We start from the raw sequence: 14,703 nt of genomic DNA on the forward strand, positions 1-14,703 counted from the left end.
AAATTTTGGTAAACCATAATAATTATTTTTAATAAACTCTTTTTCGTAAGAGTCTTTTTGATAATTATAATCATAATGTTTGTCATATTTATATTGTTCTCCAAAGTATATATTCCATAAAGTAGATTCTACCTTATTTTTCTTAATTTTTTAATTCTAGAAGACCACAATTTGGATAGACAGTCTTTGAAAAATTCTATTTATATCCATTTATAATATGTTAAAAGGAATTTTTATATTTTGGATCTGTAGGATCTGGCCCTGGGTTATCTCTCCCACATATACCTCCATATTCACATTCTATAACAAAATCCTTATCATACAAAGCTTTATTCCACCATTCTTTGAATTTAGGTAAATTATAGTAATTATTCTTTTTTAAAATTCCTTTTAAATCATCTATTATAAAATACCTTAATCTTCCCATCATTCTCTCACTATCTTTAAAATCAGAATTATATTTATATTGCTCTGCAAAATAAACTAAATTAGCGCCTATTTCAATTTTATCATCTTCTGTTAGAATACCTCTATAATTATTTTCATCGAAAAGATATTGTAAGTATTCTTTTATATCATCTAATAAAAATCGTATAGTTGAATTATCATTAGGTTTATACAATTCTTGGTATATTTTAAACGTATTAGAATGTAACTTTAATTTCCCATCACAGCTTTTACTCCAAAATAAACTTCCAAATTCATTAAAATCAAGATTATTCTCATTTTTAAGCTTATAAAAATCTAAATTTGTATTTTCTAATACCCATTCTAACAATTTTTTATCTTCTGTATAACCATAAGTTGTCACCAAACTTCGCATAAAATTTTCATCATTATTGATTAGCCAGGAAAATTGACTCTTATCGTCATTGAATAAATATTTATTTCGGGAGATCATTTCCTGAGGTATTTTGACTTTATAAGAAGTACTATCAAGTGGAAAATCTACAATCCTTACTGGAAATATTATAAAACTCATAAAATGATTATCTAACATAAAAAAAATATTCCCGGTATAATTAAATTCATAGAATTCTGGTCTTGGAATATTTTTATATGATCCTGACTTTTTATCTTCAATAAATGTTTTACCATATAAGGTTATATATTCATTATCTTTTTTATCCCATTTACATCGTTGTTTAATTTTTAAATTTATTCCGAAAATAGTTTGCATTTTTAACTGAAAATCTTCTAAGGAAGGTGTTTTATATCCATTCTTAAGTAAAGATTTATAGATTTCTGAATTTAGCCACTTAATACAGGTTTCTTCAGAAGGTGTGTCTGCATCTATATTATCGTATTCTTTATCTAACATTTCTTTCATAGATTTAATATCTAAATCTTTCATAGTATCTTTTTTTATTTCTATTTTTTCTTCTTCATTAACTTGATGGGGCTCATTTTCTATTCTCATTTTTCCCTGACAACTTAAAATCAGAAAAAATAGATAAAATTGTAATAATAATATCTTTTTCATTTTATAATTTTTTTGTATAGTTTTTAGGCCTGTAATATCCAAACCAACCTTTATGATTTACTAATGCTTTACTTGTACGTTTAAATACGGCTGTTCGAGTTTGTCTTGTTCCTGGAAATCCTCCATTAGAAACTGTATTTTGAGATTCATCAGCACTTCCTTTCTTCCCTATTGCTTCCAATATGGTAACCAAATCTTTTTTCTCATCGTATTTATAAACAATGCCTGTATGACCACTCCATCCGCTTCCAGTAGAATATCCCCAAGCAAATATATCTCCTCTTTGGGGTTTGAAACTTTCTTCTTTTCCTACTAAATCTATATTTTCGTTTCCTAATTTATTCCTGAAGGCTTTTTCTGTTGTCATATCAGCTGTTGTCATATAAATAGGTTCATTCTTTGTTTTATTTATACCTATCCCTAATTCATATAAATATCGACTAACTAATTCCGAACAATCCATAAATTCCAATCCTTTATCACTTACTTCTGTCCTATATTTATTGGTCTCCTGTTTATATTTATAATGTTTGTCTACTATTTTCTTCATTTTTGCTAAAACTCCATCTTCATCTTCTTCTTCTTCATATTCCAACTCTTTTTCTCCATTACAAATATTCTTATCATACTTAAACCACTGTTTCAACTTTCGTAGACCTTCTTTTCGTTTAGACCATCCATGAGGATCTGGTGAATCTGTATCTTTTAACAAATAACCATTTAACATTTTAGATTGTAACCAAAAATATTTTTCTTCTCCTGTTTCTTCTAAAACTAAAGCTAATTGATTTAAGCTTTTGCCTAAGCCTTTAGCAAATTTTTCTACTTTCCATTTAACCGCATCTTTAGTTTTTTGTTGATTATATATGTTGGGATTCCAAACGGGAACTTTTTTCTCTATTTCCCATTCCCATCCGGAACTATCTACAGTATAATGCAAATTGGTTGCGATCAAATTAGGATTGTTTATAAACTTGTTTTCATCCCCTATAGATTTTCCATATTCCTTATAAGGGCCGGGGTCATCGTAGGATGTTTTTGCCTTATTTAGATTTCCGGTTAATTGAATTAACCCTCTTCCTTTATATTTTGATTTACTGGATAAATATTTGCTCAATTCTTCATGTGAAATTGAAAAAAAGCCTGTCTCAGCGTTTACCTGTGCTAAAAAAGTTATCTTTTGTATACATTTATTTATATTGTATTTGCGAAACATTTTGTTTAACTCAAAAGTTAGGCTTTTAAAGGTTTTATCCTCCACCTGACATGATTCTTTTAATCCTTCCCAAATTACTTCTCTTCCTTTTATTGTTTTTACCAAAGACCTTACTTCTTCTTCTGTAAAATCACGATCGCAATAACATGTTCTTGTCTTCTTACCATTACCCCTTTCGACTAGAACCGGGGAAATAACCTGCTGATCCTCAATAGTCCCTGTTTCAGATACATACAGCGGATTATAAAAATGGAAAAACTTAGATACAATATCATTTAGCTGTTCAGCTGTCGGGCTTTGGCCTTCTTCCAAGGTAGGCATTGCAATACCTACCTGTGAGGCATATTCATTCAGTTCCTTGTCAAAAGGTAAACTATCTAATGTTTTAAGCTGAGAACCTACCTCTACCAGTATGGTTTCGTCCTTTTCATTCTTTTGTTCTTTAAATACGGCAATGTAAAACAATTGCGGATCGCCCTCTCCATCTTTTTTCTCAGGGATAAAGTCCAGTTCCAACAAACCATCCGTTCCCACTTCCTGCTCTTCATATTTCTTTACCTGCGCGGTAACTGCAAATGCTTTATCTTTATTGTTGTAGGTTTCTATCATGTCATCCTTCAACAACTTTTTATAAACTATAACCACCAGCTTTTCCTTAGTCATTCCTACGGTATTTACCCAAATGGTGTGTTTTTTACCATATTGGGTAACTCCTACCTGTATATCGTCGCCTGCTTCATTTGAAAAGTTAATAGCCGTAATGCGTGGCCTTGCAGGGATTTTTAAATCCTCATCTGCATCTAATACAAAGTATAGGTTTTTCCCTTGTTTTTCCACAAAGGGTATTTCTTCGGAGCTTCCTTTATCAATCAGCCTCACTTTTGATAAATCCAGTATTTCCCCTACTGTAAATTCCAGCGTAAAAAACAACTTGGCTTGGGGCGATTCTTCTGGATATATTTTTTGTAGTTTCTCTTTGAGTTCCTTATCTACTATAAAAGATGTTTGAAGGCTTCCGTTCCCGTTCAGCGAGGAATCTATTTCTTTTAACAGGCAATTTTCGTAAGACAAACTTCCAACCTTTCCCTCATCGGGGTGCTTTACCCATACTTTAAGTTTTACCGGGATACTGCTGAGGCCTTCTAGTGAGACATGAATATAATTTTCTTCTTCCCATCCGGTTTCAGCCCTTCGTTTACCATTTGCATAACACCACAGGGCTTTTTCCAGGTAAATATATGTTGCCTCTACGGTTTTCTTCACCTCTTTGGTACTTGCATCCTCTCCTTCAAGGTAGGCAGAAAAATAGGCTTTCCCCGGTTTATTAAGCTGTAAGGTGGCTTGTTTATGATCTGAAGAAAGGTTAAACTTTATAAAAGGGGCAGCAGGCTGTATCCACCGGATATGCTCCGAGCCCACCAAAGACATTAAGACTTTTGTTTTATATGTAACCACTGCTCCTACCGGTATTTTATCAGGGCCGCTGATACTTTCTATACGGTTTTTCGCTACCTCTATTACCGCTGTATCCGAACTGGTGCCTATCGAAATAACATCCTTTTCTTCCCCATCAATCCGAAATTTATATTCCCCGTAAGGGTTCGATATTATTACCTGTTTTTTCCTGAATTCTTCTATAAGCTCGGGAACGTTCATCTTTACTTCTGCACGAAGACCTAAACTAATCGTTTTTCCACTGTCTTTTTGTATATGCCAGAATGCTCGATTGCCGAGTTGATTTATTCCATAATCAAATTCAATCCCGGAGGCCAACAAATGAATGGAATCTTCTTTACGTATTTTTGGCAAACCCTTATTTATAATTGTTCTGGCCGAACGGTTTACTATTCGAAGCGAAAGGGTCTTTATATCTGGCAACATTCCCAACGATGTCCGTGAAAAATCCTGTAGCTCTATCTGGTAATTACCGTTGTTCTTAAATATAGCGGTTAAATAATTGTTTGAGTAGAAAGTAGATATTACTCCCTGGTTACGGTTGGCGGAAAAACCGGGAGCAGTGGTATACAAAATGTTCCCTTTCTCGTCTTTGATATTCCATTTAGTCTTTTGCTGCCAACCGACCTGATTCAAGGATAATTTGGGAGAATTCGCAAAGGTATATTTAGGACTAAAAACTATCTGGGTATTCTTAGGAGCCTTGCCCACAGATTCCAGCTTTACGTTCAACAACTTCATTGAAATGCCCTCAAGCTTATTATGTTTTCGGTTGATAATTATCTTGGTAGAATTTCCCACGGGTGTTTCGCCATATCCGAAAATAGTAGTTTTACCCTCAGGAAGGGCCTCCAGATTCTCAATAAGTTCACTTCCGTATTCCAGATAGGTCTTGAACCTGTTTTTTTGATTATCACCTTTATAAAACGCCCAGCTTACCAGGCTTTTATCATCTTTTGCACCTACAGTGGCTACTAACTTGATGCTTTTAATACTACCTCCTATTTCAAACGATACTTCCCGGTTGGATGAAATACGTTGTGCCGGGGAAACAACCAAGTCTATTTTACTTACTGAAGGTAGTTTTTTTCCATTAGAGGCTGCTACCTTAGGACTGAGCATATAGATTTCATAGGAATCCTTCTTATTTTTTTTATATATACGGGAAGAAGGTTGGGCGCTTTGTCCGTGTTCTTTTATAATCACGGTACCTCCCCCTATTTTACATGTTCCTTTTGACTGGTCTATAAGAATTTTCTTTTTTCCAAACTCCGCATTCTCATAATAATCACTCCAGCTGATATTCGGGGTACATTTGGGTTTTGAGCTACTTCTGTTACATACACCAAAATCCATATGATCTTTATTATCTTCCAGCCAAGTCGCTATCTTTTTTTCATTAATGTAATATTTATCATCATCTTTGTGTTTTACCTTAAGGGATACCGTCGGCAATGATCCCAATGAACAGTTTAAACGGGCTCCTTCTACTACTACTACTCGCTTTTTTGTCGTTTCTGCCATATCTTTTTAATTTTCTTTCTCTTTTCTTTATTTGTTTCTTGAAACAATAAAAGATTTAGGGTTAGTTTCTTTTCTTATACTTATTCCTTGATATTTCATCTCTATTTTTTCTGAATAAAGATAGTTTTTATCTTCTGAATTTACTTCAATTTCTGATGCCTTATAAAGCAGTTTTCCGATGTCTTTCTCCCAAACGGATTTTACCATACCGCTTGCCTCTATATTATCCGGCATTAGGTAATGTTTAGAATTTTTTTTCTTTCGTAAGAGGATGTTAAGGTTTTCAGTGAAACTTTCTTCCGGTTTCTCCGATTTTCCCCCGTAAACAGATATCAGTTTATTTTCTTCAATGTTTGTCTGTACATCTCCCGTAAAATAAAGAGTACCTGCTTTTAAGACATTCCAACGCAAGGTCTTATCATTCTGGACATTTTGCATCCCAAAAAAGTATAATCTCCAGAAGGCTTCTTCCTGTATTTTTTGTTTGAGCTTTTCTTCGGTCTCCAAATTTTCCTGTAACTGGTTTTTCAAGCTTTCAGCAAATTCTCCCCGGTAGTTCTTTTTCAATATTTTTTCTGCTTTATTTTGCCAGTTGGAAAACCATAAAGCATAACCTGGTATTTTTTCATAATTCCCATACCGGTTTACCTCTATTTCCAGCGGATAAATAGCCTGTTCCAATTCATATAACAAACGGATATGATGTTCTTTAGGTATTTTAGAATTAATCAGGCAGTTCTCTCGGGTAAATAACTTTCGTATGCTACCATTCTTTATATTGCAACTGATTCCCATGTCAAAAGTTATCCTACTCTCCTTAACCTGTAGGCCTTCTTTTACTTTCAAAGTATGTTCTACTTTATATATACGGATATTATCCCAAGGTTTAATTTGCATTATTTCCGTCTTAGTTTTCTGTATCTAAATTATTATAACCATTGATTATTTTTTTATCAATGAATTTTATTAAACTTAAACCGATTATAGGCTGTGTACTTGTTAAAAGGATTTTATTTTAAAATTTAAATAACTTTAATAAAACAAATACTAATATAGTGCTGATCCCCAAGTACAAATAAGAATTTGACAGGACACTTAGAAGTTCTTCGGTAAAGGTGTAACTACTCCACGATGAAACCCTATCTACAAAAATATTATAGTTGTTAAAGAAAACAAGTATTGCAAATATAATCGTGAAGAATATTGAAATACTCCATTTTTTTTTCAAGATATTTTTTAGTAGAATCAATAAAAGAAAAATTACACTTATATGAATGGAAGACAAAAAAACATCTTTCTTATATGAGCATTCAAAACATGATGATGAAATATCAGTTGAATATACATGCATGGAAAAATAAGTCGCAAAACTTGCTAAAACATATATAATAAAAGCAAAAATTAGTGATTTACAGTATTTCATATTATTTTATTTTTTTCTTGCTTTTTTGCCCTTTTCAAAAATAAACATACCTTCTTCAAGAAGGCCCCCTGGTGTTTTGCCGCTTGTTGGCGCCATATATGCCCCGGAAGTATTCCACAAAGCTTGGTCCCATCCTTTTCTGTTTAACTTTCTATACCAATCCATGGGATTTAGCGGATTGCTTATATCTTCATCTTCAATGGTTATGTAATTTTTAGTGTATGATTGGTCGCCACCGTCAAGCCAGGTAGATGTATAATTACTTCGTCTTAAAAATGCATAAACTATGGCATTTAAATGATCCGCTAATTTCTGAGCTAAACTTTCTTCCGGTTTTACCTGATTCTCCCGATAAACAGATACCCATTTATTTTCTTCAATTTTTGTCTGTACATGTCCTGTAAAATAAAGGGTACCAACTTTTAAGATATTCCAACGTAAGGTATTATCATTCTGAGCATTTTGCATCCCAAAAAAGTATAATTTCCAGAAGGCTTTTTCCTGTATTTTTTGTTTAAGTTTTTCTTCGGTCTCCAAATTTCCCTGTACCTGGTTTTTCAGGCTTTCGGCAAACTCACGACTGTATTTCTCCTGTAAAATTGCATCTGCATTTTTTTGCCAGGTAGAAAACCACAGGTCATGGCCCGGGATTCTTTCAAAATTATCATACGTATTTACTTCTATTTCCAATGGGTAAACTGCTTGCTCTAATTCGTATAATAAACGGATATGATGATCTTCTGGTATCCGGGAATTAATCAGGTAATTTTCCCGGGTGAATACTTTACGTATGCTTTCATCCTTAGTATTGCAATTGATTCCCATGTCAAAAGAAACTCTGCTTTGTTTGGTTTGTGAGCGTTCCTTTACTTCTAAGTTATGCTCTGTTTTATATATACGGGTATGTTCCCAACTCTTATTTTGCACTGTTACTTTTTAAAATAGAGAATATGAAGGACTAATAAATAAATTAAGTCAAAAATAATTATATATACTCCATTATTTAGAATACTATATATTTTATTTAATACCTGAGTCATGTTTTCAGCTTCTTCTATTTGATATTTTACTGTGAGAAATGCATTTAAAATCAGTGCTATTTCTACTATAACTACAATTACAAAAAAAAGTCCTAATATTATTTTCATAAAATTATTTTTTTTCATATTAATAATTGTTTAATTGGAAGATGAACCATAAATTCCTCCACTTGAGGCAGGGCTTGATCCGCTGCTGATCGTTTCACTGTTGGAAGAATTTGCTGAACTTCCTGATGCATCCCCTGAACTTCCTGAAGTTTCACCCGAAGATCCTGTTTTATCTAATGTTTCTATAGATTGTATATTTTCATAAGTTGATTTCATGATCTCTGTAGAAACTACAATATCGGAATTAGTTTCCTTTTGTTCGTTTAGGAAATCATTCAGTGAGCTGGGAATAGTAAAATATTCTTTATAGGAATACATTTTTTTATTGAATAAATAAGCATCAAAATTAAAAATATTTGTTCCTGCTTCCTTCAAGGCATCACATGTTTTAGTAGTACAATTATTACCAGTTAAATCATAATCATCTATAACCCTACCATATTCTTTCACTGAATCTGATGTTGATTTATTGTCTGGTTTTTCTGTTGAACTATTCCATATCTTATCAAATATCTCAATCAAATCATCCTCTTTAACATCTTTAATCTGATATACTTTGCAATCAAGCCTATATAATTCTTTTTTCATGTATTCTATGGCTAACTTGTTAGTATATCTGATTAAAACTCCTTCCCCCATGGTGCCTAGCGAAATCATATAAGCATCATCATATCTTCCATAAGTATATAAATATATGTTATTCTCCTTATGAACAGTTAGAAATACATGCCCAGTACCCTTGGTCTCTGCCCAGACAAAAACTCCTGATGGAAGTTCCAAATGAGATATAACACAAACATTTTCTGAAGGAGAATTAAAAAAGGGATATATTTTGATTTTTTTCTTTCCTATTACATTTTCAGATAAAACATGAATTCTTTTTACTCCAATCTTCTTATCTGAAATAATATATGAATTTTTATTTTTTTCATCTTCAAATCCTAAAAATTCTGCGGAATCATCATATTTTACATTCCATATAAGCTTGTTCAGCTCTACTAATGAAAAATTTTTTCTATTAAATTCTACTGCTTGATAATCATAGACACCTCCGCCTTTAATAATATCAGGCCCTATAACTTTAGTAACTCTTAAAGTAGTAGGTATTTCCTCTGGAGGTTTATAATCATTTAGATATTTTACTCCATTTTGTTTGCCCACCATTTCTACTTTAGTAGCTGCATTAAAAGTAAGATTACCCTCTGTAGCAGTTAAAGTAATGGACTTTTTTGCAATTTTTATACTTTCCCCTCCTATAGTTCGTATTATTTTTCCGCCTTCTATAACTCCCATATTACTATAGTTTAATGTAAACTGGTTTGTTGTGCACTATTGGATTTAACTTCCAAAGCACTTTCCAAGTTTATTTTATCTTCATTACTTGTATAAGTACTTTTTTTAGAAATTTCTATAAAATCATTAGCATTAGATACTCTACCTTCTCCGGCACTTTCATATATATTGCTTGCTGCCAGATTATAGTCTTCTGCTGCCATAATAGAAATATTTTCCCCTGCACTCATACTTATATTCTGGGAAGCCGTAACCACTACATTTTTAGCATCTAAAAAGAAAGTCTCCGGTACTTCTGTCCTAATATTGCCTTTTCCATCCAAGAAGATACGGTTACCGCTTGGGTCTTCAATTAGAATAGAGCCTTGTCCTTCAGCATCATTGAAAATAATTTTGGCACCACTTCTTGTTTGTATTACCTTAATATCATTTCCTTCAGTGTAATAAGCAGCTATCTCTCCTCCATTATAAGCCGTTCCCAATACAATAGGAGCTTCTGCATTTCCTCCCTGAAAAGCTACCAATACAGTTTCTCCTATTTCCGGATTAATATATGTTCCTTTATCTCTACCTGCATGAGGTTGTATTACCTGAACCCAGGGTGTCTGGCTATTTTCAGCCTTTTGCCAGACAAACTGAAGACGTACACGTCCCATCTTTTTTGGATCTTTGTTATCTGTAACAATAGCATGTTGAATATCTGCTACCGGGGAATTGCTTCCGTCATAATCCGGAGGTGTTATTAAATCTTTAGGTACTCCTATAAATGTATTAGTATATCCTTCTCCTTCTACAAAACAATGAATGATTTCATTTATCTTATAACTTTCAATCGGAATTTTTCCGGATTTAAAAATTTTATGTTTAGGTATCCAGGCTGAAACTTTACCTATATCGCCTAGGCGTAAGCTAGGTTCATTAGTAGTTGCCTCTATATAAACTAAATTTTGTCTTTTACGTTTTTCTGCAAGAACAGCCCTTTCAATATCTAACTGCTGATTTATCAATAAGCTTTTATCAAAATGAGCGGTGGGAGAAACATTAAAAAGTCCTTCTGATGCATTAATGGCATATTGCTGAAAAGGATTCTCTGATTGTTGTAGCCTCTGACTTTCTGAATCTACCTTATAATCAGATGATTGTTTAGCATCATACGCTGTATAAGAAAATTTCTGAGGGTGCACTTCCATTTTTAATTCGAAATTAAAAATATCTTCCTCTTCAGCTAATTCTGTTATTTTCCCTCCCCAAGCAGAAAAAACCAGTTGTTCTCCGTTATAATAATAATACTCTCCAAAACGAGAGGCTAATCGCTTTATGAATTGATAATCACTCTCATTATATTGAACGATATAAGGAATTTTTTCTTTAAAATTCGGATTGATTTTAAAGTCAATTAAATTCTTTGCATATGGATAAGCTACCTCTTTTATAATCTCTTCCAAAGTTTTATTTTCAAAACTTCTTGTATGTAATCCGTTTTCCATAAGTATAGAGGGAGAATTGCCACGCAAAATAACTTTTTTTACTCCGTCTTGCTTTTGAGTGGATACTTGGGTGATCAATCCTGTAAAAATTGATTGTACAGTTCCAAACCTGTGAAATTGGAAAGTAATCCGCTTACCTAAATGAGCTCTGGAGTTTTCAAATAAATAAGCATTATCTTCATTAAATTCTCCCGGATCACACCAAATCTCAAAACTATGATGATCTCCTACTTTTTGTTTAATCTCTAATTTAGCAATGTTGGTTTCAGTAAAATAATCCTCTCCGGCAATCTTAACACTAACATAAGTGATTGAGGTTTTTCCGTATCGATTGAATTTGTTTGCAATTTTCTCTTTTACTACATCTGGACTAGAAAAGGTAAAAGGAACTTCAGATTTATCTATTTTTTCCATAAGGCCCCATATTCTTTAATAATTAGTTTCATTAAAAATAAAAAATAATAATGATTAGCAAACATACAAAATATTTTTTTTTATATCTTTGTTGCTGTAAATAATTTCTTTATTATAAAGAAACAATATAAGCTATTCCTTGCTATATTGCTTTAAATGTAAATGATTTTTACTATAGACATAGGAGGTCTCTCTGTTTTTTAAATTAATTAAGTAAGTAAATTGAAAAAAACTGCTTTATATCCATATCAAAATTTATCACTCAAAGATATTCCCGGAGAAATCTGGAAAGATTGTCCCGATTTTGAAGGTTATCTGATGATTTCCAATATGGGACGCATAAAAAATTTAAAAAGAACTATTTACCAAGGTACCAAAGGAGGATTAAAAACAATATCCTATGAACGCCCCGAACGAATTCGAAAACAATATCCCAAACCACTTTACAATAAAATACTCAAAAAATATTTTTATTCCTTAATAACTAAAATAACCATTGAAAAAATTACTTATTCATTTTATGTTTCCAGAAAGGTATATGAAGCTTTTTGCAGCAAAATAACCAAACAAGATCTAATCCTTCATAAAGATTGGGATAATTTTAATAATAAGATAGAAAACCTTTATAAGGCGGATAGTGCAGAATTAAACCGGATTACAGCAAAACAAGGAAGGACTAATGTACCTGAAATATTTGCGAGTATAAGAAATTTTTGGCCCAAAGAAAGAAGAAACAAATTACAGGAAAAAAGTAAGACTAAAATCAAAGTTAAGCAATATGACCTGCAAGGTAACTACCTACTCACTTATCCAAGCATAAGGGAAGCTTATAAACAAACTGGAATTCACGAAGCGGCTATTAGAAAATGTATTCTTGGAAAGCAAAAATATGCAGGAAATTATATTTGGAGATATGAAAATGATATTTCCGAAATTATTGCTGTAACACCAAGCATATCTTCTCAACCGCTTAGTTGTTATGATAAAGAGGGTAATTATTTAGCCGGATACAATAATATATGGGAAGCTGAGCAGCAAACTAAAATAAATAGAGGCTGTATTCGCCAGTGTATACAAGGAAGATCTCAAACTGCTGGTGGCTTGATTTGGAAAAAAGGTTATGAGCCTCAGAAAGTAGATCCCGTACCTCCCTCAATTAGCGCTAAAATAGTAAGCCAGTTTGATAAAGAAGGGAATCTTATAATGGTTTACCCCAGCATATCAAAAGCTTCCAAAAGTACAGGAATACCTGAGATGACCTTAGGAAAAATACTCAGTTCTAAGCCTCAATATTTAAGAGGTTTTATTTGGATGGAAGGAAATAAGCTAACAAAAATAACTCCCCCTAAAAAGAAAATTAAAGTAGTTTATCAATATGACCTCTCTGGAAATCATATAGCTACTTATCCTTCTGTTATTGAAGCAGGTAAATCAACCGGCGTATCTCGTAGCAGTATAAATGATGCTGTACATGGAAGGAGTAAAACCTGTGGGGGGTATATATGGAAATATGTAGAAAAAATCATATAAAAAGTTAGATTTTTTTTTAATAACCATAGTTTATATAGGCAAATTTTGTCAAATAAAAAAGGTTACAAATTTTTATATCTATAACCTTTTTATTTTCAGCTCCTTCAGCTGGGATTAAACTGGCGATCTTCTGATTCACAGAAAAGTTGCTCTTGAAATAACTACCGAAGATTTTGAGTCATTTTGCATATATTCAGGAGTTATATTTATTCAATTAAAAGTTTGTTCTATAAAAAACAAAGGAACTTTATTAGGTAAAATTTCTAAAAAATTTTAAACTTCAAAACCTATCGTAAAAAATTTATACGTTAAATGTTTTAAATAGAAAATGAATGATTATATTTAAAGCATAGTGGAATTATTATCTCACCAATCTAAAAAAATCATTAGTATTATTATCTATTGGTTTTTTTAGGATCAATCGCCCTGAATCTCTAATTAATTTACAATTTTCCCTAGGGTTAATTACGTAGGTTTTAACCGCATTTGGAGCGTATTTGATAAAATTTAATTTAGTTTCTACTTTTAAATTTGGATTAGGATAGGAAGATAATTTGGTAGGTATTAATGAATATTGATTCATAAAAGCTCCATTTTCATTTTTTTCCCGTACAAAGTTTTCGTCTATAAATGTGATATAAACTTTTGGAGAAAAATCTACATACCCCCACTTATCTTTATCTATTTTCACGTAACTTTGAACTTCATATTCAGCACCATATTCTATTCCAAGATCTTGGAGTGTAACATTTTTACTTACACTATCATCATCTGAACATGATGACAATTGTGTTAATCCAATAAACACAATGACAAACAAGAATAATTTTTTCATTTTTATAGTTATTTAATTACATTCAAATATAAAAAATATTTTAAGTTTTTTATTTTATATAAAAACAAAAATATCTCTTATATTAGTGCTTTTCAGCATTAAATAATTCTTGATATAATAATGTGGCACTTGTTTTTTACGTATTAGCTTTGCTAAATTACACAGTATTAATATTTAACTAATTTATTAACATACTGTTGACAAATACAAATAAATTTATTATGATAATTATCAGCCAAATTTAAATTATCTAAAATAATTTTTTAACTCTCTTTTTTTAATTCATTTATTGGATTACCATCAAACTTCAATTGAATAATTATTAATATTAAATCTATTAATAGAAAATCTTATTGTTTTTTCAATCCTCAGAAAATAACCTACAATCCTCATTTTCCTATTAACATAGTAACATGGAAATAGCAGAAGTCATGAAAAAAGAGTGGCTGGAATTATGGACTCCTAAATTCACCTGTTCCAAAGCCCAATTCATCAGAAAAGAGAAAAACCCGAAAGGGATTTGATTGAAGTAATCAAAAATACGGAAGCAAAATTTTCCCAGAACCGGATATAAAGAACAAATCTAAAAAAAGAAAAAAGCCATCTTCCTCCAATGATTTATGCCCAGGCCCAGTATATCATATTTACTGCAATAAAATACAAAAGGATCTTTGAGAGGTTCGGATTTAATCTTCCTAGTTATGAAAAACCTCAGCCTTCATCTAAAACAATTTATGAGTTTGAAAAATGGTTCTTTGATCTGAGTGCTAATGACTGGATTAATACCTCTACCGGAGAATGCTTAACAGGATATTTAGCTCCTGTAGAACTATCTTATTTATTGGAACAGGCTGTAAATACTGATACTCATTAAATTTTAACAAAATAAATACTA

The 14,703-nt window shown here is 31.8% G+C and carries 10 protein-coding genes; 2 read left to right on the forward strand and 8 right to left on the reverse strand.

Annotated features, from left to right (window positions below):
* Window positions 1–220: 220 nt before the first annotated feature.
* From Q0T35_RS07685 to Q0T35_RS07715, 7 genes are all read right to left on the reverse strand, one after another.
* On the reverse strand, window positions 221–1,483 hold the full coding sequence (locus tag Q0T35_RS07685; RefSeq protein WP_295841715.1) for a hypothetical protein: 1,263 nt from the start codon (window positions 1,481–1,483) through the stop codon (window positions 221–223).
* A gap of 1 nt (window position 1,484) precedes the next feature.
* A complete protein-coding gene (locus Q0T35_RS07690; protein ID WP_295841723.1) occupies window positions 1,485–5,678 on the reverse strand; it encodes a PAAR-like protein in 4,194 nt (1,397 codons plus the stop codon).
* Between the two features lie 27 nt (window positions 5,679–5,705).
* Window positions 5,706–6,575 carry a hypothetical protein gene (locus tag Q0T35_RS07695; protein ID WP_295841730.1) on the reverse strand — a complete coding sequence of 290 codons (870 nt, stop codon included), beginning with the start codon at window positions 6,573–6,575 and terminating at the stop codon, window positions 5,706–5,708.
* A 532-nt stretch (window positions 6,576–7,107) separates the two neighbouring features.
* Entirely contained in the window at window positions 7,108–8,028 is a 921-nt protein-coding gene (locus Q0T35_RS07700) for a hypothetical protein (RefSeq protein WP_295841735.1), read from the reverse strand.
* Window positions 8,029–8,030: 2 nt separating this feature from the next.
* Entirely contained in the window at window positions 8,031–8,249 is a 219-nt protein-coding gene (locus tag Q0T35_RS07705; protein WP_295812376.1) for a hypothetical protein, read from the reverse strand.
* A 30-nt stretch (window positions 8,250–8,279) separates the two neighbouring features.
* The gene (locus Q0T35_RS07710) at window positions 8,280–9,542 is read right to left on the reverse strand and encodes a hypothetical protein (protein ID WP_295841741.1); all 1,263 of its coding nucleotides are present in this window, start codon (window positions 9,540–9,542) and stop codon (window positions 8,280–8,282) included.
* Between the two features lie 11 nt (window positions 9,543–9,553).
* A complete protein-coding gene (locus tag Q0T35_RS07715) occupies window positions 9,554–11,443 on the reverse strand; it encodes a phage baseplate assembly protein V (RefSeq protein WP_295841762.1) in 1,890 nt (629 codons plus the stop codon).
* A 222-nt stretch (window positions 11,444–11,665) separates the two neighbouring features.
* Here Q0T35_RS07715 and Q0T35_RS07720 point away from each other — a divergent pair, with 222 nt between their 5' ends.
* Window positions 11,666–12,973 (forward strand): NUMOD1 domain-containing DNA-binding protein, encoded by a 1,308-nt coding sequence (locus Q0T35_RS07720; RefSeq protein WP_293918817.1) that lies wholly within the window; start codon window positions 11,666–11,668, stop codon window positions 12,971–12,973.
* A 361-nt stretch (window positions 12,974–13,334) separates the two neighbouring features.
* On the opposite strand, the gene Q0T35_RS07725 is transcribed toward Q0T35_RS07720, so the two are convergent.
* Window positions 13,335–13,808 carry a hypothetical protein gene (locus tag Q0T35_RS07725; protein WP_295841769.1) on the reverse strand — a complete coding sequence of 158 codons (474 nt, stop codon included), beginning with the start codon at window positions 13,806–13,808 and terminating at the stop codon, window positions 13,335–13,337.
* A gap of 613 nt (window positions 13,809–14,421) precedes the next feature.
* Between Q0T35_RS07725 and Q0T35_RS07730 the strand changes: the two genes are divergently transcribed.
* Window positions 14,422–14,682: a hypothetical protein gene (locus tag Q0T35_RS07730; protein ID WP_295841774.1), complete on the forward strand. Its 261-nt coding sequence runs from the start codon at window positions 14,422–14,424 to the stop codon at window positions 14,680–14,682.
* The last annotated feature ends 21 nt before the right edge of the window (window positions 14,683–14,703 follow it).

The sequence above is a fragment of the uncultured Apibacter sp. genome (assembly GCF_946479295.1).
Lineage (GTDB): Bacteria > Bacteroidota > Bacteroidia > Flavobacteriales > Weeksellaceae > Apibacter.